This window comes from candidate division KSB1 bacterium, assembly GCA_024655945.1.
In the GTDB taxonomy this organism is placed as follows: Bacteria; Zhuqueibacterota; Zhuqueibacteria; order JANLFK01; family Oleimicrobiaceae; genus Oleimicrobium.
Window position 1 is genome coordinate 150973 of record JANLFK010000003.1, and the last position, 21395, is coordinate 172367.

19 protein-coding genes are annotated in these 21395 nt (G+C 62.0%); 7 read left to right on the forward strand and 12 right to left on the reverse strand.

The features are described 5' to 3' along the window. Nucleotides 1-25: 25 nt before the first annotated feature. The 9 genes from NUW13_05685 to NUW13_05725 all read right to left on the reverse strand — a co-directional run bounded on the left by NUW13_05685 (nucleotide 26) and on the right by NUW13_05725 (nucleotide 12358). Nucleotides 26-577 (reverse strand): biopolymer transporter ExbD, encoded by a 552-nt coding sequence (locus NUW13_05685; GenBank protein ID MCR4438519.1) that lies wholly within the window; start codon nucleotides 575-577, stop codon nucleotides 26-28. 1 nt (nucleotide 578) lies between these two features. Further along, nucleotides 579-1229 carry a MotA/TolQ/ExbB proton channel family protein gene (locus NUW13_05690; protein ID MCR4438520.1) on the reverse strand — a complete coding sequence of 217 codons (651 nt, stop codon included), beginning with the start codon at nucleotides 1227-1229 and terminating at the stop codon, nucleotides 579-581. A 92-nt stretch (nucleotides 1230-1321) separates the two neighbouring features. Further along, complete coding sequence (locus NUW13_05695) at nucleotides 1322-1660, reverse strand: hypothetical protein (protein ID MCR4438521.1); 339 nt, start codon at nucleotides 1658-1660, stop codon at nucleotides 1322-1324. Between the two features lie 13 nt (nucleotides 1661-1673). Continuing rightward, nucleotides 1674-6236 carry a tetratricopeptide repeat protein gene (locus NUW13_05700; GenBank protein ID MCR4438522.1) on the reverse strand — a complete coding sequence of 1521 codons (4563 nt, stop codon included), beginning with the start codon at nucleotides 6234-6236 and terminating at the stop codon, nucleotides 1674-1676. A 20-nt stretch (nucleotides 6237-6256) separates the two neighbouring features. Then, complete coding sequence (locus tag NUW13_05705; GenBank protein ID MCR4438523.1) at nucleotides 6257-9157, reverse strand: tetratricopeptide repeat protein; 2901 nt, start codon at nucleotides 9155-9157, stop codon at nucleotides 6257-6259. 192 nt (nucleotides 9158-9349) lie between these two features. Continuing rightward, a complete protein-coding gene (locus tag NUW13_05710; GenBank protein ID MCR4438524.1) occupies nucleotides 9350-9775 on the reverse strand; it encodes a polymer-forming cytoskeletal protein in 426 nt (141 codons plus the stop codon). Nucleotides 9776-9820: 45 nt separating this feature from the next. After that, a complete protein-coding gene (locus NUW13_05715) occupies nucleotides 9821-10693 on the reverse strand; it encodes a M23 family metallopeptidase (GenBank protein ID MCR4438525.1) in 873 nt (290 codons plus the stop codon). 38 nt (nucleotides 10694-10731) lie between these two features. Continuing rightward, nucleotides 10732-11598, reverse strand: coding sequence for a ParB/RepB/Spo0J family partition protein (locus NUW13_05720; protein MCR4438526.1), 867 nt, complete (start codon nucleotides 11596-11598; stop codon nucleotides 10732-10734). Then, entirely contained in the window at nucleotides 11588-12358 is a 771-nt protein-coding gene (locus NUW13_05725; GenBank protein MCR4438527.1) for an AAA family ATPase, read from the reverse strand. The genes NUW13_05720 and NUW13_05725 overlap by 11 nt, the downstream gene beginning before the upstream one ends. A gap of 169 nt (nucleotides 12359-12527) precedes the next feature. On the opposite strand from NUW13_05725, the gene NUW13_05730 reads away from it, so the two are divergent. The 5 genes from NUW13_05730 (at nucleotide 12528) to NUW13_05750 (ending at nucleotide 17431) form a co-directional block, all read left to right on the forward strand. Beyond that, nucleotides 12528-13424 carry a proline dehydrogenase family protein gene (locus tag NUW13_05730; GenBank protein MCR4438528.1) on the forward strand — a complete coding sequence of 299 codons (897 nt, stop codon included), beginning with the start codon at nucleotides 12528-12530 and terminating at the stop codon, nucleotides 13422-13424. 45 nt (nucleotides 13425-13469) lie between these two features. After that, nucleotides 13470-13937, forward strand: a complete 468-nt coding sequence (locus tag NUW13_05735; protein MCR4438529.1) for a hypothetical protein — start codon at nucleotides 13470-13472, stop codon at nucleotides 13935-13937. Nucleotides 13938-14017: 80 nt separating this feature from the next. Then, entirely contained in the window at nucleotides 14018-14245 is a 228-nt protein-coding gene (locus NUW13_05740; protein MCR4438530.1) for a hypothetical protein, read from the forward strand. Next, nucleotides 14242-16833: a hypothetical protein gene (locus NUW13_05745; protein ID MCR4438531.1), complete on the forward strand. Its 2592-nt coding sequence runs from the start codon at nucleotides 14242-14244 to the stop codon at nucleotides 16831-16833. Before NUW13_05740 ends, NUW13_05745 begins: the two co-directional genes overlap by 4 nt. A 22-nt stretch (nucleotides 16834-16855) precedes the next feature. After that, nucleotides 16856-17431 (forward strand): flavin reductase family protein, encoded by a 576-nt coding sequence (locus NUW13_05750; GenBank protein ID MCR4438532.1) that lies wholly within the window; start codon nucleotides 16856-16858, stop codon nucleotides 17429-17431. A gap of 138 nt (nucleotides 17432-17569) precedes the next feature. Here NUW13_05750 and rtcA read toward each other — a convergent pair whose 3' ends face one another. Together rtcA and NUW13_05760 are read right to left on the reverse strand one after the other, a co-directional pair. Then, complete coding sequence (gene rtcA, locus NUW13_05755; GenBank protein ID MCR4438533.1) at nucleotides 17570-18607, reverse strand: RNA 3'-terminal phosphate cyclase; 1038 nt, start codon at nucleotides 18605-18607, stop codon at nucleotides 17570-17572. 25 nt (nucleotides 18608-18632) lie between these two features. Continuing rightward, nucleotides 18633-19220, reverse strand: coding sequence for a hypothetical protein (locus NUW13_05760; GenBank protein MCR4438534.1), 588 nt, complete (start codon nucleotides 19218-19220; stop codon nucleotides 18633-18635). 110 nt (nucleotides 19221-19330) lie between these two features. On the opposite strand from NUW13_05760, the gene NUW13_05765 reads away from it, so the two are divergent. Both NUW13_05765 and NUW13_05770 read left to right on the forward strand, forming a co-directional pair. Next, the gene (locus NUW13_05765; protein ID MCR4438535.1) at nucleotides 19331-19882 is read left to right on the forward strand and encodes an RNA methyltransferase; all 552 of its coding nucleotides are present in this window, start codon (nucleotides 19331-19333) and stop codon (nucleotides 19880-19882) included. Nucleotides 19883-19967: 85 nt separating this feature from the next. After that, nucleotides 19968-20138, forward strand: a complete 171-nt coding sequence (locus NUW13_05770; protein MCR4438536.1) for a hypothetical protein — start codon at nucleotides 19968-19970, stop codon at nucleotides 20136-20138. A gap of 202 nt (nucleotides 20139-20340) precedes the next feature. Here the strand turns inward: NUW13_05770 and NUW13_05775 are convergent, their stop codons facing one another. Next, the gene (locus NUW13_05775; GenBank protein MCR4438537.1) at nucleotides 20341-21387 is read right to left on the reverse strand and encodes a PorV/PorQ family protein; all 1047 of its coding nucleotides are present in this window, start codon (nucleotides 21385-21387) and stop codon (nucleotides 20341-20343) included. Between the last annotated feature and the right edge of the window lie 8 nt (nucleotides 21388-21395).

The following is a 21395-nucleotide window of genomic DNA, read 5'->3' on the forward strand; positions in this document are numbered from 1 at the left end:
TTACTCCGGGACGAAGCTCTTGCCGTCACTGGATGCCGGCAGCGAGTGCCACCTGTGGGAAAAGGTTCACCGTGCGGCCCTCCACCTGGCATGACCGCGCGGCGTCCATGGTCGAAACCACTACCTGGTAACGAACCCCTGGGTCCGCATTGATGATGATACGCTCGTCATCGGCGAATGTCCCCTGAGCCCGACTCTTGATCTCAAGGAGCACGCTGGACAAGCGTTCATAGTCGTACACTGGCGAGCCGTCTTCGCCAAGCTTCTTGGGGATGGAGGGACCACCTCCCTCACCCCTCAGCACACCGAGCACGCTGGAGATGTAGAAGCCCTGGTCGGTGATGCTTACTGCCAAATCGAGGGTGCGCGCCGTCTCGGTGGGCATGCCACTGGCCCCCGTTCCCTGCACCAGTGGGGCCGGCGGCAGGTCAAGCTGGATGACCCCGATGCGCACAAACGTCACCGTCGACAGCAGCAAGGGGATCAGGACCACCATCAGGTTCATCACCGGAAAGAGGTTGATCTCCACCTGCTCGGCAAAGGTACGGCTGCTTCTGAGTGAAGGTCGAAACGCCATGCTATTGATTCCCTGTGATCAGGTTAATCAACTTGACCATGTGCTCATCGATCTCGTCGATGATCTTAGTGGTCTTGTTGTGCAGCCAGGTGTAGGCGACGATGGTCGGCACTGCAATGATCAAGCCGAAGAGGGTTGTGTTCATCGCCACGGCGATGCCCGCAGCCAGAAGGCGTGCCTTCTCCGCCGGGTCGATGCCAGGACCCGACACGCTGCGAAAGGCAATGATCAGCCCGTACACCGTGCCCATCAAGCCGATGAGCGTGGCCACGTTGGCGATCATGGCCAAGTACCCGGTGCGGTTCTGCAGTTTGGGGATGACCTCCAGCGTGCCCTCGTCGACGGCGTTCTGGATCGAGCGAAAGTCGACCGTCTCGCTCTCGCTCACCTTGCGCAGACCGGCGGAAACGACCCGCGCCAAGGCGCGATCGTTGGCAGCCTCGCACAGTGCCAAGGCCTCGCGGTACTCCCCGGCCTTGATATGCTTTCGAATTTGTGCCATGAACATCGCGGCATTGATGTCGCTCTTCAGTTTGATGTAGATGAAGCGCTCGATGAAGATGGCCACCGCCATAGCGGCAATGAACAGCAGTGTCCACATGAACACCCATCCCGCGCTGCTGGGACTGAAACCGCTGATCAATTCAGACATGCAACACCTCCACGCATAGGGGTTTTTTGCTCTCCTCTGCGAAGGCACCGTGGCTCACCGCCACGGGCAACATCCTGGAGCGAGCAGCCATGCTACTTCTTCTGACGAGCAATGAGCTTCTGCAGACGCTTGATTTTCTTGGCCGACTCCAGTTCCTCCTGGAACCCGGTCAACCCGCTCGGGACTTCTCGCAACTCGCGCTCGAAGCTCCTCTCCACGAAAAGCGGCGTCTTGAACTCCGGCTTGACGCGCTTAGGGAGTATGGCCACGCTGGGCTTTTCCACGACCGTCACGATGAGGATGGGCGGCAGAATTTCTTCCTCCACTTGCTGAGTAGCCGCAGGCCTCGTGCTTTCCTGAGCAGCAAGCGGACCTACCTGCAGCAGCAAGGCCACCCACACAAGAGCCACCAGAGAAAACAGAACTCGCATGTGCAACCTCAGCTTAAGGGATCTGCTCTCGCTTTTGGATAAGCAACTCCTTCTCCTTCTCGTCCAGCACGAGCGGGGCAAGGCGCTGCCGCTCTTCCTTCCAGCCGGGAATGGTACGCCAAGTCAGCAGCAGGTGCAGCCCATCGATTTCGCCGTCCACATCTTTGGCCTCGACGGCCACCACGTTTTCTCCCTCATGGAGAAGGTCAGTCACTTCGTGCACGTAGACACCCAGAGGCTTCTCTGGCGGCTGCACGACCTGGGTGACAAAGTGGCCGTTGACGAACAGGTTGTAGGAGCCATCTGCTGCCAGGAGCACCTGACCGCCTACCGGCAAGCCCACCACGCTAAAGGTGCGGCGCAGGTAGACCAAGGGCCCACGGCGCTGCTCAACCTGGGGCACAAGGCCTTGGGCGAGGGAGTCGAAGCGCACGCTCACCGTCTCCGGCTGCACACACCACAGGTACAGGCCTGGCGGCCGCTTGGGGCCTTGAACATTCGCCACCACCGTGGGCACTGCCCAGCTCTTATCGTCAAAATCTAATGTCGGCCAACCCTTGGTGTACTGCCACGCCGCCCGCCAGTTGAGATCCGTGGCCAGCGTGTCCGCCACTGCGCGAAGGCCGAGCCGGGGTGCATAAGTATCGGGGTCGAAACGGGCCAGGTGCAACACCAGGTTCTTGGCCCAGACATTGTCGATGCCCAACGAATCGCACGCCGCAACACCCGTGCGCAGGATCTGCTGCAGCCCCTCGTGGGCGGCAAAGTAGTTGTCCTCGAAAGTGAGGATGGCGTCTCTGAACACCGGCTCTTGCTGCTCGCGATAGCGACCGACAAACGCCTGCCCGCGCTGTTTGGTCATGCCACAAATGCTATCCAGTCTCTCGACGTAGTGGAAGAGGCCCTGTGTCAGCTTTTGCTCAGTGATGGCCACACCTTGGCCATCGAGGCCATGCTTGCGCGCGCGCTTCAGGGTTTCCTGGTAGCCCTCGCTAAAGTTGACTGCAAATGCTGCGCCAAATTCCAGCAAGTTGGCCATCTGGTCTGCCAGCTCCACCAGGTCCTCGCCGGCCTGAGTCACGCGAGCACCTGTTTCCACCAGAGCAAGATACTGGGCTTCCCTGTTCCGGTAATCCTCAAGCACCTCAGCCGCCAAGGAGGCAAAGAGGTCTGGCAGCATGTTAGAGACCTCAATGGCGCTGCTCTTGGCGAGGGCCACTAGCTGGTTTTGCACGCCAAGCTGTTCCGCCGCCTCGGCGCTCTCCGCGTAGGCGGCAGCCGCGGCGTCAAGAAGCGGTTTTACGGCAACGAGCAAGAGCTGCCGACGGTACTCCACGGAAGTGAGCAGGTCCAGGCCAGATGGCAGCGGCACGGCAAGCAGGCGCTCAGCCGAGAGTCTCTTCAGCTCGCCAATGGTGTAAAGATTTTCACAGACTTTTTCCTTGCACCGCCCGATCCAGCGGTTTGCCACCCGAAGCACGCTATCGCTTGCGGCCACCTGCACGGAATCCGCGCCTGGCGGCACAGGGAGCTGGCGCCGGTAATCCTCAGCCAGCCGCGTCAACACGCCAATCGAATTGCGGTACGAATCGGTGGCCCGGCGGTAGAGCTGAGCGGCCACCTCGGCTGCCTCATTGCGCGCCACCGCTTCCTCGGCGGGGTCCATGCGTGGTATTTCCTGCCGCCCGTAGCTGCGCGCGAACTCTTCATAGCACGTGCCCACGCGGTAGGTGGCTTCGTAGAGCCGGACCGTGCCCATACCGGCCACGCGCGTGTAGTCCTTCACCAACTGCAGGAGCAAATCCCGCTTCTCCTGCAGCGCGTGCTGCAGCTGGCTCTTCGGCAGCCGGAGCTCGATGGCGACAAAGCGAGCATACTGAAGTTCACTGAGCGCAAAGAGAGCCTCGGCGGCATAGAAATCGTTGCCTGGCAGCCCCTTGCTCTTGAGCTCCTCGTGGCTACTCACCGCCTTGTGGTACTCGCCGGCTGCACGCTCCTTGTCGCCAGTCTCGGCAAAATATTCGCCGCGCCGGTAGTAGCTCTCCACGACGCGGGGCGATGCAGGGTATTTGGTGACAAACTCGCCATACGCCGCGCTTGCGTTCTGCCAATCCTTCAGCTTCAGGTAGTAGCCGGCGATGTCGTAGGCGAGGTCTTCAGCTTCGCGGGTTTCCGGGTAGCGAGCAAGGAACTGGCGATTCACCCGGATGGCCTGTTCCCACTCCTCAGCGGCTGCGTGGCAAATGCTGGCATTGTACAGCGCGTCCTTCGCCTTGCCCGGGTCGACGTGCAGCTCGGCAAGCCGCGCGTAGGTCAACGCCGCGTTGTGGAAATCATCCACTTCCCGGTAGTCGAAAGCCAAGTTGTTGAGCGCGTCCAGGCGATAGACAGAAGCGGGCCAGCCGGCCAACAGCCGGAGGTACGTTTCGATGGCGCGATTGAACTCCTTGGCCTTATCGAACTCCAACGCCGCATTGAACAACGCCAGGTCGCCAAACTCGACATCCGGAACCTCTGCCACCACGCGATCAAATTCTTCCCCTGCCTTGTAGTGCTCTTCGGACTCGGCAAGCAGCTCGGCAGCCAAGAAGATGGATTCGGCCAGCCGGCGGCGTGCCTTGGAGACCAGCTCCGGCGAGGGGTTGTCTTCTATGATCCTCTTTGCCACCGCCTCGGCGCTGGTAAAATCCATCTTGCCGAAGTAGCTCTCCATGATGATGTAGCGCGCATTGGCCAGCTCTTCGCTGTCGGGAAAGTGCTTGACGAGCGTCTTGAAGTACTTGAGCGCCTCTTTGAACTGATTGTGGTTGTAGTACAGCGCGCCGGCATTGACCAACATGCGCGCGGTCTGCGGCTCGTGGGGGAAGAGCATGATGTAGTTGTCGTATGCCTCGGCAAGGCGCTGTTCCGCCGGATGCAGCGGGGTCGGCGGATGGACCAGACGCGCATGGATGGTTGCCGCGCTCTCCTTGGTCACAGCTCCCGGCTGCTGCTCGCGGGCCACAGCTGCCTGGGCGGCAGCAGCCGCTACCTCTTCCCGCGCCCCCTCCCGCGCTAAGGCCACGGCATTCTCGGCCGCCTGCCTTTGATAGCGCGAATCCCAATACTTCTGACTGATCGCCACGTACTCCGTGTAGGCAGCCGCATAATCGTCCAGATGGGTATCTAGCGTCAAGGCCATGTTCCAGTGAATGCGCGGCGCACTGGAGTCGGCAGGGAACCTTTCCAGGTACTTCCGGCTGTCGCTCACCGCCTGCTCGTAAAAGTCCCGATCGCCCGTGGCTTCGCCCTTCTGGTACAGGAAGGTAATGTTGTCGCGCAGGGCCTCTTCGGCCAGGCGCTGCGCCTCTGCGCGTACGTTCGCATCGGTGTTCCTTGCCCACCAACTGGACCCTTCGCCGTACAGACTCACCAGTTGGTTGCGGCTCTGGTAGGCCTTGAGCTCATCCTTGAGCAAACGGTAGGCTTCGACAATGCGGCTTTGCACCACGGGCGCCAGGGGGCTCTCTGGGTAAAGGGCCAAGAGCAGCTCGTAGGCATAGATGGCATTGCGGAACTCTTCCTTCTCCTTCAGGTACCCGTCGCCCATGCGCTTGAGAATCTGCGCGCCGTACGGTCGACCGCCGATCTTGTTCAGGTAAGCCGCGGCACGCGCAGGTCCGCCGTAATCAAGGAAGCTTATGGCGATGTACTCGACCGATTCGTCACGCAGGGCCGGGTTGGTATAGGCGCCACGCGCATCCAGGGGCGAGTACCGGTCGATGTCGTCAGCCAGCAGCGTGAAGTAGGACACAGCCTCCGGGAATTGGCTGAGCCGATAGTAACTCCATCCCAAGCGGTACAGCGCCTCGTCGTAGCGGGGGCTGTCCGGGAACTTCAAGACTTGCTGGTAGAACTCGATGGCCTTGGGCAAGTCGTTCCGCGGCGGGCTGAAGTAGTACTCCCCGATGCGCATCAGCGCGTTAGGCAGATAGCGGCTTTGCGGGAACTCCTCCACCACGCGCTGATACAGAGCCACCGCGGCCGTATCCTGCCCCAATGCCTCGAAAATGAAAGCCTGGTTGTAGAGCGCGTCGTCCATGTACTGGCTGTGGGGAAACCTCTCCCTCACCGCCTGCAGCAGAGCCAATGCCTTGCTGAAGTCCTTGCGCGGCTCCACTGGGGGGGAGTTCCTCTCGCCGTGCTCGTAGGCAGCAAGCTCTTCCTCGTACTGGCGCATGGCCGCCAAGTAGTCGTCTTCTGCCTGTTCATAGTAGAGCTCGGCAAGTCGCATCATCACTTCGTCGAGGATGCGACTCTGGGGGTTTTGAGCAATGAAGAGCTCGGCGTCGCGCATGCCGCGCTGGCGGAGGGCCACCCGTTCCTTTTCGCGTGCTGCCAAGCGGTTGGCGTACAGCTGGCGATAGGCCTGCAATTCCTCCAATGAGTAGCTGGCCATCACGCTATCGCCGAACAGCGACCTGAGCACCATGGCCAGCGAATCGGCAGAGGTCTGCGCCAAAGATGACCCGGCGACCACCAGGACAATCCCCGTTACCAGCAAGGCCCTTGCCAGCGGTGACCTTCTTCGCTGCATGCGCATAGGCTCCATCTCAGTTAGTCCTGCTGCTGTGGTCGCATGGACTGGCGGGACGAGACCTGCTCGCTCTCGGTGGTGTCAAAGTAGGCGGTCTTGAAGTAGAGAGCCCGTTCTTCCCGCTCTTGGGCCACCCTCTTTGCTTCCAATTGTGCGCTCAGGCTGGCCAGCTGCAGGTCGAGCTGCTGCAGGTAGGCGTCCAGTGCCTGGCGGCGTTGGGTAATGAGGCCATCGATTGCCGCAAGCCGGCCGGCATACGTTTCGATGGCCACCTCGTGGTCTTGCAGCGAGCTGTAGCTGATGTCGCTCATCTCCAGGCCGGCGCGATCGGCCCACTCCTGGAGCTGAGACCCGATCTCCTGGATAGGTTGTGTGGCCACCCACATCCGGAATCGGCTGAGGTTGTTCTGCAGCATGCGCAAGCGGCGCTCGATGAGCTCCAGCCCGAAGCGCGCACTGAACGGTACCTGCCCGCCATTGGTTTGCAGCTGGCGGATGTTCTCCAAATCGGCTGCCACGCGGTTTCGTTCGGCTTCAAGTTCTCGGACCGCGGTGGCAATGGACTGCGCCCGGTAGCGCATCTCCATTTCCTGGGCAACAGCCGGAAAGTCCACCAGATAGCTGGAGTTGAGGGAGGCCGGCCGATTCTGCAAGTCGATGAGAATCTCCAGCAGGCGAAAGCGCCGGCGATCCGCTTCGGTGGCCAGGTCCTCGCGCCCGGCAGCCTGGGCATCGGCAATCAGGACACCCAGCGCCTCGATCTGGTCCAAAAGGCCCTGCGCCTCTTCGCGCAAGTCTGCGATAACTCTCGTGCCAAGGTTGGAGCGGAAACGCACCGCCTCCAGCGATCTCTGGATGGCCTGCCGGAGGCGAACCACCTCGGGGTAGGTGACCATGTCGCGCCGAGCCAACGCCTCCCGCTCCAAGCGATTGAGCGCCTGCACCTGCGCTAAGAGGCGCTGCAGCTCCGTGCGGTACAGCCCGGCGATGTCTACCACGCCCCGCGCGTCGACGACATAGCGGTGTCCAGCCAGCGCCTGGTCGCTCCTGCCCAGGATGCGACTGCAATGGGCGGCCAGTACGACGGCTTCGTAGGAATAGGACGATGTCGGAAACTCAGCCACCAGCCGCTGGCACGTGGTCAGAGCCAACTCGTAGTTGCCCTGCTTGAAAGCTGCCCAAGCTGCAGCGATCACGCTCTTGTCGCGCTCCGCATAACCGGAGGAAACTCGGGCAAAATACTCCTCTGCCCGCCCGTACTCGCCCCGCTGGTAGGCGATGAGCCCCAGCCTGAGCAGCGCCGCATTGCGAATCTCCACGGCGCGCTGGTCAGTCCAGGGGAGAGTGGCACGGTCGGCCAACGCGGAAAAAATGGGTACCGCCCCGTTGTAGTTGTTCTGCGCTGCATAGATCACGCCGGTGAGAAAGCGCGCCTCCAGCCAATGAGGCGAGGAGGCGGGTATCTTGCCAAGCGTCTCCAAAGCCGCCTGCAGCCGCCCGTCCCGAAACAGAGACTCGCCGGCCAACATGTAGGCCCTGTGCAGCTCCTGGGGATGAGCTCTGTCCGCCGCGGCCGCCAGTTGCTCGAAATAGCGGTAGAAGTCGCTCTTCCAGCCGTACACGCCGCTTATCTGCATCAAGCGCAGCAGGGATTCGGTGTAGTACTCGGAGCCCGGCTGCTTCCCCCCAATCTCCTGGTAGCCGGTCAGCGCGGCCTCCAGAAAGCCCTGTGCCAACAAGCACTCGCTGCGGTAGAAGGTCACCGGGTCCAGCCCGCGGTAGTAGTCGCCATAGTCATCGAGTACCGCGGCCAGTTGCAGCTCGGCCAGGACGTAGTCACCTTGCGCATAGTGAGCCAGGGCATCGGTCAGTTCGCGGGCCAGCATCCGGTCGCGCTGCGCATCGCTACCTTGGGCGATGAGCCGGCGCTTTGCTACCAGGTAAGGGGTAAAGCGCGCCTCAAGGTCGGCAGAACGCTCCTTCTCCCATTCGGCAAGAAACTCCGTCACGGTTGGCCCTGTCCCCGGAAGAGGCCCCTTGTAGCCAGCCAGGCGCACCATGCGTTGGTCGATCCGATCCACCAGTTCCCACTTTGTGCGCAGGACTGTCTCTCTGACCACCGCGGCGCTGTCACCAGGGGGAACAGGAAGAGTGTCCAGGGTCTGGAGCACGCGCACCAGGCTGTCCACCTCGGCCAGATAGGCGTCCAGCAGCCGCCGTTCCACCGCCGAGGGAGGCCGCACCTGGGTCAAAGCAGCGGCAATCTGCGCCTTTTGCCGGGCGATCTCCTCTTGGGCCTGGGAATTGGCCTGAGCAGCAGGCTGCCGGGCCAGCAGGTCAAGACGATCGTACACAGAGAGGAGGGAGTCCAGCTCGCCGGAGAACTCCTTGATGAGCCCACCTAAGTCGGCAGGGGCATAGCCGACTTCCGCGTAGATCTTGCGGTCCTCGATGGCCGAAGCGATCTCATCACGAGTGCGGACCACCTCCTCCCACAGCTGCAGATTTTCAGCAGGGAGGGAGCTACTCAGCTTGGAGAGGTCATCGTAGATGGCCAACAGCTGCTCGATCTCTGCGGCATAGGCGGCTGCCAGCGAATCGCCAGAGCCATAGACCAGCGGGAAGACGAGCTCCTGGAGCGGCTGCCCTTCCTTGGCACGCGCCTGCCCTTCCTGAGAGACAAGCCTGATCAGCTGGACGAGCTGCTTTTCCTTGGCAACCAGCCAGGTGAGAAAGCCCTCAGTCTGCCAGGCGATGTACTCACGGAGGCGTTCCGCAAACAGGGGAGCAGTGTCCTGGTCCGCCCCGGACGGCAGGCCAGGGGAAGGAGGCGCCACCGACAGGCAGAGCATGCAGACCAGCAGGAGGAGCACCCCGTAGCCCCACCTCTTCCACCCTCTGTCTTCCCGTAACGCTCTCATAATTCCGCTCGCGTAGACTGTCCCTCCGCCTCCGGCCCACATGCCCGCCGGCAGGTACAACGCCATTGCGCAGTATTATACGAACATTTTCGCACTATGTCAAGAGAAATTCCGACGCCTCTCCCGCCCTTGCCAACCGCCCTAAGGATCGTAGTGCTTGCGGGCTACGGTGATCGAGCGAGGGCACAGAGGTCAACTCGCCGGAACCGGCACCACCTCCCCTTCTGCACCGTGCCGGGCTGCCTGCTTCCTGTCACGCGGCTGTTCTGCCATGTGGCAGCTGCCATCGAAGAAGGCACCTTCATCTATGACCAGCTTGCTGGTGCGGAGTTCCCCACGGAAGTAGGCCTTCGCCTCCAGCACGACCTTGCCTTTTGCCAGTATCTTGCCTTCCACGTGCCCGCCGATCACCGCATTGGCAACATTGATCTCCCCTTTGATCTCTCCATCTTTACCCACCACCAGCGACTCGGTAGCGGACACATTGCCATTGATACGGCCATCCACCCGCAGGCTATTCACGACGGACACCGAACCTTCTATCACAGTGCCCCTACCAATGATGGTGCTCAATTCCCCAGCTCTTCCCACCTCTGCGACATCCTTCTTCCACGACATGCACACCTCGTTCCGTTAGACATGCTATCGCCAGGCGGTGTCCCATCAATCCTTCAGGGCAAGAATATAGACTTGGGGATCCACCGCCACCCCATCTTTCCACACTTCGAAATGAAGATGCGGGCCGGAGCTTTCCCCGGAGCTCCCCAATAAGGCGATGTGGTCGCCCTTCCGGACAAAGTCACGGGAAGATACCAGCAACTGCCGCGCATGGCCGTACAGCGTGAAAAAGCCGTTCCCATGGTAAAGAAGCACCATGTTGCCCAGGTCATGGCTCCATCCGGCAAAGACCACGATCCCGTCGCCTGCTGCCCTGATTGGCGTGCCACTGTCCGCCACCAGGTCGACGCCCGGGTGGATCTTGCCTTTCTCGTCCGCCGTCGCGTTGAAGCGGGCGCTCAGATAGCCGTGGACCGGCAGGAGAGTAGGCAGACTCCGCGCATAGTCCTGCGCCCTATTGTCGGAATCCTCAACGAAGGCCATGGTGCGGTCATCGGACTGGCTACGGGGCGGATACTCGGGCCCACCAGTGGCCGCCTCCGCCACTTCCGACCGCCTACCGAGACGCGTCAGCGATTCGCTGCGCCGGCGGCTGGTCTCCACGCCGATGCCCAAGGCTGCTCTGATCTTGTTGTGTGAATCCTCCAGCGCGGCCAGCTCCTTGCTCATCTGCTCGATGCGCACGGTGCTCTCTCTCAACTCCTGGTTGACCGCGATCAGCTTCTGATTCTCCTGGTGCACCACCGCATAGCGCCAGTAGGCACCAAATCCCAGGAGAATATGTAGACCGAGCAGTACGCCGCCGACCTTGAGCCATTGCACCCGGCGGTTGCTGAGGGTGAAGGTAATTGGCTCCCCCTTGTCGTCGGGGACGATGAGAACCGAGACGCTGCGTTTATGTCGCTTGTGCTTGATCACGAAAATTGCACCTCCTGCTGGGCAACTCTTCCCTGCGGCTACATGGCACGGCAGATGAGGCCGGTGAGGCGTTCAAGGTCTTCGTCTGAGTAGTACTCGATCTCGATACTCCCCTTTTGGCCTCGTGGCTTGATGTGCACCTGGGTGGCCAGGGCGTAGCGCAGGCGGTTTTCCATCTCCCGCACCTGTGGCGGCAGTTCGCGCGCTGCGGGTGCTTTGCTCTGCCGCTTCCCCTGCGTGGCTTCGCGCACCAGCTGCTCCACCCGTCGCACCGACAAGGCGTGCTTGACCGTCTGCTGCCAGATGCGGATCTGGTCTTCGCTGTTGCTCAGGGTAATCAGAGCGCGGGCGTGGCCCACGCTCAGCTCGCCGCTGGCCAGGCTCTCCTGAATGCGGCGCGGCAGTTTGAGGAGCCGCAGGAAGTTGGCGACCGTCGAGCGGTCTTTGCCCACCTTCTGCGCTACTTCCTCCTGGGTCAAATGGCATTCGTCCATGAGGCGCTGGTAACTGCGCGCCACCTCCAAAGGGTTGAGATCCTCGCGGTGGATGTTCTCGATTATGGAGAGCTCCAGCATCTCCTCGTCGCTGCGCACGTCGAGAACGTAGGCTGGAATGGTAGGCAAGCCGAGTTCACGCACGGCGCGCAGCCGGCGCTCGCCCGCAATGAGCTGATACCGGCCATCGAAGCGGCGCACGGTGATGGGTTGCACCAAGCCTCTCTCGGCGATGGAGGCCTTGAGCTCCTCCAAGGCTTGCGTGTCAAAGCGCTCCCGGGGCTGGAACGGGTTAGGCAGCACGCTGTCGACTGCCACGTCTTGAATCGCGGGGGCACCCTGCTCATCGCCTGGGGGTATGTCCGGGATGAGCGCTCGCAGACCCTTGCCCAGCGCAGGTTTACGAGCCATTCTTGATAATCTCCTCTGCCAGCTGCATATAGTTCTCCGCCCCTGTGCAGATGGCATCGTAGAGGATGATCGGCTTGCCAAAGCTGGGGGCTTCACTCAGCCGCACGTTGCGGTGGATCACCGTGGAAAACACCCGCCCTTCGAAGTAGCGACGCACGTCCTCTGCCACCTGCAACGACAGGTTCAGGCGACTGTCGAACATGGTCAGCAACACGCCCTCAACCTTGAGGTCGCTGTTCAGGTGCTTCTGCACCAGCCGCACGGTGTTGAGCAGTTGCCCCAATCCCTCCAGCGCATAGTACTCGCACTGGATGGGGATGAGCACCGAATCGGCTGCCGCCAAGGCGTTCAAAGTAAGCAGCCCCAACGATGGCGGGCAGTCGATGAAGACGAAGCGGTACTTGGGCACCAGCTTCTCTAACGCGCGCCGCAGGCGGTGTTCCCGGGACATGGCAGAGACCAACTCCACCTCTGCCCCTACCAGGTCAATGGACGAAGGCACCAGGTCGAGATACTCCAGCTCGGTGCGCACAATGACCGAGTTGATGTCCGTCCCATCGATGAGCACGTTGTAGATATTCGCCGCGGTGGAACGGGGATCGATGCCCAAGCCGCTGGTGCTATTGGCCTGGGGGTCGATGTCGATAAGCAAGGTAGGGTACTCGGCAACAGCCAGGCAAGCAGAGAGGTTTACCGCCGTTGTTGTCTTGCCTACCCCGCCCTTCTGGTTGGCTATCCCGATGACCTTGTGCCGTTTCACGACGCTCGCCCTCACTCGCGTAACCGGCGTTAATATAATCCATTGCCAAAACAAAAGCAAGGCAAAAGTTGCCCCTTGCGCGGAGCTTTTCCCTTGACATTCTCCCGAGAAGATTGTAATTTCTCCTCGCCTAATCGGCCATGTGGCGCAACCTTGGAGAGGCACAGCCATGAAACTGCTGAATCGGCTCATCGTCTTCTTCATGCCTGCAGTGCCCCGCTTCATTGTCAAACAGTTTGCCAAGCCGTACATCGCCGGGCCGACTCTGGAGGATGCCATCCGTGTGACCAAGCAGCTCAACGCTCAGGGGATGTGCGCGACCTTAGACGTCCTTGGCGAGCACGTCACCCGCCGCGAGGAGGCCTCCGCTGCGGCGCAGGCCTACATCCAGGCCCTGCAGGCGATAGCCGACCACCGCTTAGATGCAAACGTCTCTCTGAAGCTCACGCAAATGGGGCTGAAGATCGATACGGACTTTTGCTACCAGACCGTGGCTGGCATCGTGGCTGAGGCGGCGCGGCACGGCAATTTTGTCCGCATCGACATGGAGGACTCTTCCTGCACTTCCGACACCATCGCCCTCTACCTCCGTCTCCGCGAAAAATACGACAACGTCGGCATCGTGCTGCAGGCCTACCTGCGCCGCACCCTTGCGGATGCAGAGCACCTCATCAAGCACAAGACCAATTTCCGCCTGTGCAAAGGGATCTACGTAGAACCGCACCACCTTGCCTGGAAGGACCCGGAGATCGTCAACTACAATTTTGCCTACTTGGCAGAGCTCATTCTGCGCAACGGCTGCTACGTGGGCATAGCCACCCACGACGAGCGCCTGATATGGCATGCGCTGCGCATTATCCACACCCTTGGCTTGCGCAGGGACCAGTACGAGTTCCAGATGCTCTTGGGGGTCACAGAAAAGCTGCGCTCCATACTGGTCAGCGAGGGGCACCGGCTGCGGGTGTACGTGCCTTTTGGGCAGCAGTGGTACGCCTACTCGACCCGGCGCCTCAAGGAGAACCCGCAGATCGCTGGCTACATTGTGAAGAGCCTGTTCCGTCGTTGACCCAGAAGAACGAGTGCCTCGAAACCTTTGCGGAGGAAACAAGTCATGTCCACGACCAGTCTGCGCATATTCGGCATTGCCCTCATCGTGGGGGGCCTGGTGGTACTCTTGGCTGCCACCAAGCTGGTCAGCATGGCCGCCCTTTGGCCGCTCATCCCGCTGACCATCGGTGTGGCCATGGCCACTGCCTACTTCAGCGGACCGCGTAGCACGCCCCTGCTCCTCAGCGGCGTCATGCTCGGTCTGGCCAGCCTGCTCCTTCTCTACTGCGCCATCGCCGGCTGGGATGCCATGGTGCAGCTGTGGCCGCTGCTGCTGGTCGCACCTGGCGGGGCCTTTCTGGCCGTCTATGCTTTCACCCGCGAGACCAACAGCCTCTCCGTGGCGCTCATGCTCATCGTGACTGCCGCCCTGTTCTTGCTTCTCAACCACGTCTTTGGCAAACTTTGGGGTGTGGTACTGGTGCTGGTCGGTGTGCTTGTCTTCGCCCTCTCACTGCTGCGCAAGGCTTGAGCTCACTGACCCTGCGTCCATTGGCCACCACCTCGATTCGCCGATTGGGAGACAACTTCTGGAAAGGAGGCACATCGGGGATGAAGAAACGGATTGCCAAGAAAATCCTCAAGTACCGTGACCGACTGCGCTATACGCCAAAGCAAATCAGAAGGGCAGAGGAGAAACTGAAAGTCGGTCAAGTGACTCCTTCGGCGCCGACCGAGAAAACGGCGGCACAATTGAAGCGTTGGCAAAGCCGGGCCTCCCAGCTGCACTGCGCCCCGGCCTTTTGTTCAATGCGCTTACACCAGGAGCATCACCCATGAACCGTCTCAGTTGGGCAGTTTGCGGCCTTGTCTTGCTCTTGAGCTTGGCCGCTGCTTCGGCGGCCCACGGCCAGTGGCAGCCGTTAGCCAAGTTCCCCATCACCGACGGTCCCCTGACGCTGGAACGTGCAGTGCAACCAGGCACCTACTGCGAGGCAGTGGGGAGAAGGGCAGCCCTCCTTGGCCTCGAGGAGGGGGTGTTTGAGGCATGGGTATTTCCCTTCAAGCTTCTGCATGGCCTGCAGCTGGCCGTGCTGATGGACGGGCAGGCCTATCCGTTCGATGCCAGCCGCCTGGCGCGCACCATCACCGTGCGCCCGGAGGCAGTGACCATCTGCTACTCACACCCAGCCTTCACGATGCGCCAGACCTTCTTCGCGCCCTTGGAAGAGCCGGGTCTGGTCACTCTCTTGGACGTGGACACGCAGAGCCCTCTCTCGCTTCTCGTGAGCTTCTTCCCAGACCTAAACCCCATGTGGCCAGGCGGCATGGGGGGCCAGTTCTGCTATTGGGATGACCAGGAGCGGCTCTACGTCATCTCCGAGAGTCGCTTCAAGTTCTCCGGCGTCATCGGCTCGCCATATGGCCGGCCGCAATCGTCGCCGCCGGCGCACGAGCTGGCCAGCAATCCTATGCGCTTCGAGCTGCGCGTCGATCCTGCCGAGAGCAAAGGACACTTCCTGCCCATTGTCATCGCTGGCAGCAGCACCCCAGGGTTGAGCGAAGTGAAGGCCACCTACTGGCGGCTCCTTGGGCGCGCCGAGGAACTGCTCGCCGCCACTCGTGCCCACTACGAAACACTTCGCCAGGAGCTCCTGGTGCTGGAGCTTCCCGACAAGGAGTTGGAGATGGCCTTCAATTGGGCGCGCGTGGCCCTGGACAAGGGGCTGGTGGACAATCCGCACCTCGGCCGCGGGCTGGTTGCCGGCTACGGCACCTCGGGCGTGGGACGCCGCCCCGGCTTCGCTTGGTTTTTTGGCGGCGACGCCTTCATGAACTCCCTGGCCATGAACGCCTACGGCGACTTTGCCACCGTGCGCCAGGCCGTCTCCTTCCTGCAGAAGTACCAGCGCGCCGATGGCAAAATGATGCACGAGTTGTCACAAGCCGGGGGCCTGATTCGCTGGTTTGAGGAGTACCCCTACGGCTACATTCACGGCGACGTCACCCCCTTCTACATCGTGCAGATGGCGGACTATCTGCGTGCCAGTGGCGACCTCGCCTTCATGCGCGCCAGTTGGGAATCGCTCATGAAGGCCTACCGCTGGTGCCTGGCCTGCGACGAGGACGGCGATGGGCTCATGGATCACTCCAAGGCGGGTCTGGGTGCTGCCGAGCTCGGCTCCCTGCGCCAAAACATTCGTACCGACGTCTACCTGGCGGCCCTGTGGACGCAGGCGCTGGCGGAGTTAGAGTTCATGGCCGGGGCTTTGGGCAAAGAGGGTGTGGCCAAGGAGGCGCATGCCAGGCACCTGAAGGCGCTGCAGGCCATGCACAGGAGCTTCCGCAACCCGGACAAAGGGCTCATCAACTTTGCCATCGCCAAGGAGGGGGGAGTCAACGACGAGGTCACCTCCTGGCCGGCGGTGCCGCTGCTCTTCGGCCTCTTCCCCCCGGATGACGCGGCGCCGATGCTGGAACGCTTCGCTTCCTCCGAGCTGAGCACCGATTGGGGAACCCGGATGCTCTCCAATGGCAGCACTGCCTACGACCCGCTCAGCTACAACAACGGCGCGGTGTGGCCCTTCCTCACGGGCTTAGTTGCCTTGGCCGAGTATCGGTACGCGCGCCCTGTGTCCGGATTCTTGCACTTGATGGGTACCGCCCACCTGACCACCGCCGATGCCTTGGGCTACCAGACGGAGCTCCTTTCCGGCGACCGGTACCGTGCCTTGGACACCTCAGTGCCCCATCAGCTTTTCGGCTCTTCGCAGTTTGTTCATGCCCTTGTACGGGGGCTGTTAGGCCTGCGCGGCAATGTCCTCACGCGGAGCGTGGAGTTCAGTCCGCAGCCGCCGTGCACCTGGGAGCAGTTTACCGTGCGCAACTACCGACTGGGCGACCATATGTTCGCCTTTCAGTACACCCGCACGCCTGGGCAGGTCCGCATAGCGTGCGAGCACCAGGGCAAGGGCGACTTTCACCTCACCTGTGCCCCGTACCTGCCCGTAGGCTCTGTCGTGCACCAAGTGCGCATAGATGGGAATCCTGCCCGTTTTGTCGTCAGCGACTCCCTTGGCCTGCTGCGCTGCGCCGTAGCGCTCCAGCTGGCCGCCTCTGCAGTGGTGGAGATCGACTACACGGCCGGACTGAGCATTGCCCCCCCTGTGGCATCGCCGCGCGTCGGCGATCTCCCTCAGGGGCTGAAGGTCATCGGCCACTCCCTCGAGGAAGGATGGCACAGCATCGTCCTGGAAGGACGCGCCGCGCGAAGCTACGAGCTCGCCATGCACACGGAGCGCGGGGTGCTTGAGGCACAGGGGGGCGAGCTCATCCGCAGAGACGGAGACTTTTGCCTCGCGCGCGTCTCCTTCACAGGCGAGGGCGACGCCTACGTCCGCCACGTGCTGAAGCTGCGCCTGCAGTGAGAGAGAAAATTGAGGGGCGCCTATGACAGAAAAGCGAGTGACCACTACCTTGGAGCAGTTTCTGTATTTCTACCCCAAGAATGTCACCTTGGTGGGTGTCCGCCACGGCGAGCGTGCGAACTTTATGGCGGCGGCCTGGAACACTGCCCTGTCCTTCAACCCACCGCTGTTCGCCGTGGCAATCACCAAGAAACGTTTCACCCACAACCTCATCGCGCAGGCGGGCAACTTTACCTGCAACTTCCTGCCCAACGAAAAGGCCGACATTGTGCACTCTTGCGGCCGGGTGTCGGGTGCAGAGGTGGACAAGGTCGAGCGGTTCGGCCTCAAACTGGAGCCCTCGCGCCTGATTTCCTCCCCGGGCCTGCAGGATGCCTACGCCATATTGGAGTGCACCTTAGAGAGCCTCGCCACTTTCGGCGACCACGACCTCATCGTGGGGAGGGTGGTTGCGGTCCACTACCTGGAGGAGTTCTTTGACGAAAACGGTGCCCTGCGACCCGAGCGGGTGAAGCCCACTCTCTATCTGGGCTCGGATACCTACGTGACCACGGACGCGGCTACCGTAGTGCGGCGGCCACGCAAGCCGACACTGTAGCCGAGCGTTTCGGGCCGGAAGAGGCGAACAGCCTCTGCGCCACCCGAAGCGCATGGTGGGCACGAGAAATACGCGCACCCGGCCTTCCACCGTGCCCAAGGCGACGTCGTGGAGCTAACGCCAAGGAGGGGCGCGCCGCTACCCGAGGGCCCGCCCGTGGATGCGTACGCTTCCAGGCTCGCCTTCTTGCCCGGCCACTTCAATGACCACCGGCAAGAAGGAACGCACCACCTCGATGTTGGTGAGAAGATGACGGCTAAGCCGGGCCACCCGGAGCTCGGAGAGCCCCTCGGCAAGCAGCAAGGGGATGACCAGCTGGTCGGCCACATACTCGTCTACCGCGGCATCGGTGGCCAGGAAGCGCTCGAGCTGGCTCACGGCCTCATCTGCTACCCGCTCGGCCGGCTTGCCGCGCTCGCCCAGCGCATAGTAGCAACACTGCGACTGCGCAAAGGAGGCCAGCAGGAGCAAGAAAGTGCCCGGAGAGGGAGCAGGCAGGGAAAGGAGCTCGATCTCCGCGTGGATACCAATGGCTGCCAAGCGGCGGAGAGCCTGACGCCGCTGCCGCTCGGCGATGCTCTTATCCGGCCGCGCCACTGCCGACACTCCGGTGACTTTGCGCAGCTCTCCCCGCTCTGTGCGCCCCAAGGGCCTCACCGGCCCTGCTGGTTCCACGACCATGCGGACGAGTCCGCCGCCTTCCGGGTAGAATCCGCCGCGCTCCAGCTCCATGGAGATGCGGAAGCCCGCTTGGCTCAGCAGGGGCAGCCAGTGCAACTGCAGGAAGTGAAAACAGGGGCTCCATGGCACGTGCGTGCCGCCCGTGATGGTGAGCACAGAACGCGCCGCACAACGGGCAAGCGGCACGGCTACCGTCTGGGCCACCAGCGAGGTAGACCCAGCCGTGCCGATGTCGATGCGGTATGTGCCCGGTCTCAGGACACCGGGTGCAAAGCGCAAGGTAGTGGAACCAAGGGCCGCGCCCTGCACCTGGGCCTGGCCAACGGCCACCGCCGCTTCGATGGCTTTGAGGTGTTGCGCCACGAGACCCGGCTTTGGCCGCCGCGCCCGGATGTTTTGGATTTCAAAGCTCTTGCCGGTCAGCAGGGAGAGCGTCAGAGCACTGCGCAGGACCTGACCTCCCCCCTCACCCATGGATCCGTCGAGCACGAGCATGTGCGCTGACCTCTATGCGTCAATCCTAAAGGAGGAACTCATTCAGCAGCCACAGTTGTCCAAGCGTGAGGAGCAGACCAGCGCAGGCACCAGCCACCACTTGCGCCGGCGTGTGTGCCCGCAAGCGCAGTCGGGCCCAGCCGACTACCAGAAGCAGGACGTAGGCAGGGAGCATTGTTGCGCCAAAGGCATAGGTGAGTCCGGCCAGCGCCCCTGCGGCACCCATTGCGTGGGCGCTCATCTTCCAGCGCAGATTGATCAGGGCAATGAGCAGCGTATTCACCGCATAGCACCACATCAGACCCCAAACGGAGAACGGCGCCCTGACGGCAAGGAGGAGCGCCAAACCAACGGCGTAGCAGAGCGCCGCCATCAGGTAAGGTCTGGTGCGCTGCTCGCGGAGGGGCACGTGCTTGTCGCTCACTCGCTTTTCCCGCTCCAACTTGAGCACGTAGGCCACGGGCAGAATAGAACCGCTGACCCAGCAGATAGCGGTCGTCACCACTCCCCGCAAGGCGGAGGTTTCGTCGTGCATAGACAAGGCAAGAAAGGCCACCGCCGAAAGCACGGTGGGCACCGTCACATTGGAAATCACCTGCGCGATCCGCTCCACTGCCATCTCCTGGTCTGTTCCCATTCTGTGCAGCGTCTAAAACACTACAAATTTCCGCCCACTTTTGCAAGGGAAAAGTCGCCGGGGCCTCGCTCTGCGGGAGCGTGTGCATGCGCAAGTTGACTCCTCTTGAACTTTCGCGTCTCCGGCCGTCGCCTGCGGAGATGCGCCACCGTCCGCGCAGGCCCCTCTACGCGCTGGCCGACAATGTGCGCAGCATGCACAACATCGGCGCGATGTTCCGCACCGCAGACGGCGCAGGCCTGGCCAAGCTGTTTCTCTGCGGCATCTCGGCCTGCCCGCCACGGCCGGAAATCCGCAAGACCAGCCTCGGCGCAGAGGAGGCGGTGCCGTGGGAGTACGTGCCCAGCGCGGCCCAGGCACTGCGCCGCCTCAAAGCCGAGGGCGTGCAGATTGTCGTTCTGGAACACACCGATTGCAGCCACGACTTTCGCGTGGCACCCTATCGCTTCCCCCTCTGCCTGGTTGTCGGGCACGAACACTACGGGGTGTGCGACGAGGTAGTCGCCTTGGCTGACCTGGCAGTGGAAATCCCCATGGCTGGGGTGAAGGAGTCGCTCAATGTGAGCGTGGCTTTTGGCATAGCCCTGTTTGAGATCGTACACCACTTCGATGCTCAGCAAGGACAGAGGCTGGCATGAGTGGGCCACACTCCGGCCCACAGGCAGGCCTGCGGCGTCCTTGGGGGACACGCGCCTCTGACCAGGTAGCAAAGGGGAGCAGACAATGAAGGCCCTTGCGACAAGGGGAGCAATCTACATTGGCATCAGTGCGGCCGGGCTCTTCTACCAGTTTTTCTTCGCCGAACGTCCCCAGGCGCTGCCCGTGTTCGTTTTCTGCGCCCTGCTGGGCATCGGTCTGTACTGCCTCTTCGCCCTGGGCAAGTGGCGGCCCTGACGAGCCAGCGAAGGCATCTCTACTACCCGGTCCTCTAGCCGCCTCGCCCCTGCCGCCCACGGCCCGCAGGGGCCAAGACGCAAACGGCCTGCCCACGCTGAGGAGTTGGCAAAGCCGCAAGTGAACCTCCCGTCCTTCCCCACGAAAAACAAGCGCCCATCGACCAATGGCCGACGGGCGCTTGTCAACTCACCCAAGGAATTCAGAACTTCAGGGTAACGCTGAGTTGCTGCGTGTTGCCCAGGATCTGGTAGTCCGTGTAGGCATAGTCCAGGGTCAGGTCCAACCCAGCCACCGCATAGTGAAAGCCGACGCCTGCCGCATAGCTCGAGGTGTTGTAGGTGTCGTGCTCATCGTGTGCCAACACCACCCCACGGTAACCGCCACGCAAAGCGACGATGTTGTTCCACACATACTCCACGCCAAAGTTCGACCGCAGGAGCGAGTCGTTGGTATCGGTGGCATCGGCATAGACAGTGACCTGATTGGACTCACTCTTGGCCAGTTGCCCGTCCACACCCACCAAACTGGAGGAGATGCCCATGCGGAAAATCATGGGTAGCGGCCAGACCTCAGTGCTCAGGTCGGCATAACGCGTGGGGTTGCCAGTGTACTCCGGCCAACGCGTGTGGCTCACGCGCAAGTCCGGGCCGGATAGGCGCATATTGCCCCCGAAATTGGAAAGGCTCATGGCCAACTTCATCCCCAGCAGTCCAGTATCCAAGAGCGAGCCTAAGTCGGCGGCAATAGTGCGCGCCTTCTCCCTGTAGATCCCCTCCTGGATGAACTTGGCGGTGATGCCCAAGCTCAGCCGGTCCGTCATGTGGCGGGCGAAGGTCAGGCCGACGGCATAGTTGTTCAGGCTGTAGAACGCGCCGGTCCCCAGCGGCATGTCCACGGTGGTAATCTCGATGTCGTCCGAGGTCATGTAGGTGATGCCCACGCCCACAGTGCTCCCTGCACCCAGTGGATAAGCCAGCCCTAAGAAGTTATGGGACAGGCCTGCATACATCGAGGAGTAAGAGAAGAAGGCAGAGAAACGGTCAACTGCCGCCACGGCCGCCGGGTTCCAGTACAAGCCGGCGATGCCCGGCGTGGCCGTGCCCGACTCACCCAGGGCTGCAGCCCGGGCGCCGACCCCCACCTTCAGGAACTGCGCGGCGCAGGTGCCCACCCGTGAGTTCTCCTGTGCCCACGCGGTCAGCACCCAGACCGTTGCAACCAGAAGCACTATGGCTAACTTTCTCATGATCGGCT

Excerpts from the sequence above, each read along its gene's own strand:
- NUW13_05730 (MCR4438528.1), top strand. The coding sequence starts at position 12,528 with ATGAAACTGCTGAATCGGCTCATCGTCTTCTTCATGCCTGCAGTGCCC.
- NUW13_05705 (MCR4438523.1), bottom strand. The coding sequence starts at position 9,157 with ATGAGAGCGTTACGGGAAGACAGAGGGTGGAAGAGGTGGGGCTACGGG.
- NUW13_05770 (MCR4438536.1), top strand. The coding sequence starts at position 19,968 with ATGAAGGCCCTTGCGACAAGGGGAGCAATCTACATTGGCATCAGTGCG.
- NUW13_05720 (MCR4438526.1), bottom strand. The coding sequence starts at position 11,598 with ATGGCTCGTAAACCTGCGCTGGGCAAGGGTCTGCGAGCGCTCATCCCG.
- NUW13_05690 (MCR4438520.1), bottom strand. The coding sequence starts at position 1,229 with ATGTCTGAATTGATCAGCGGTTTCAGTCCCAGCAGCGCGGGATGGGTG.
- rtcA (MCR4438533.1), bottom strand. The coding sequence starts at position 18,607 with ATGCTCGTGCTCGACGGATCCATGGGTGAGGGGGGAGGTCAGGTCCTG.
- NUW13_05745 (MCR4438531.1), top strand. The coding sequence starts at position 14,242 with ATGAACCGTCTCAGTTGGGCAGTTTGCGGCCTTGTCTTGCTCTTGAGC.
- NUW13_05765 (MCR4438535.1), top strand. The coding sequence starts at position 19,331 with ATGCGCAAGTTGACTCCTCTTGAACTTTCGCGTCTCCGGCCGTCGCCT.
- NUW13_05700 (MCR4438522.1), bottom strand. The coding sequence starts at position 6,236 with ATGCAGCGAAGAAGGTCACCGCTGGCAAGGGCCTTGCTGGTAACGGGG.
- NUW13_05750 (MCR4438532.1), top strand. The coding sequence starts at position 16,856 with ATGACAGAAAAGCGAGTGACCACTACCTTGGAGCAGTTTCTGTATTTC.
- NUW13_05695 (MCR4438521.1), bottom strand. The coding sequence starts at position 1,660 with ATGCGAGTTCTGTTTTCTCTGGTGGCTCTTGTGTGGGTGGCCTTGCTG.
- NUW13_05735 (MCR4438529.1), top strand. The coding sequence starts at position 13,470 with ATGTCCACGACCAGTCTGCGCATATTCGGCATTGCCCTCATCGTGGGG.
- NUW13_05685 (MCR4438519.1), bottom strand. The coding sequence starts at position 577 with ATGGCGTTTCGACCTTCACTCAGAAGCAGCCGTACCTTTGCCGAGCAG.
- NUW13_05775 (MCR4438537.1), bottom strand. The coding sequence starts at position 21,387 with ATGAGAAAGTTAGCCATAGTGCTTCTGGTTGCAACGGTCTGGGTGCTG.
- NUW13_05740 (MCR4438530.1), top strand. The coding sequence starts at position 14,018 with ATGAAGAAACGGATTGCCAAGAAAATCCTCAAGTACCGTGACCGACTG.
- NUW13_05710 (MCR4438524.1), bottom strand. The coding sequence starts at position 9,775 with ATGTCGTGGAAGAAGGATGTCGCAGAGGTGGGAAGAGCTGGGGAATTG.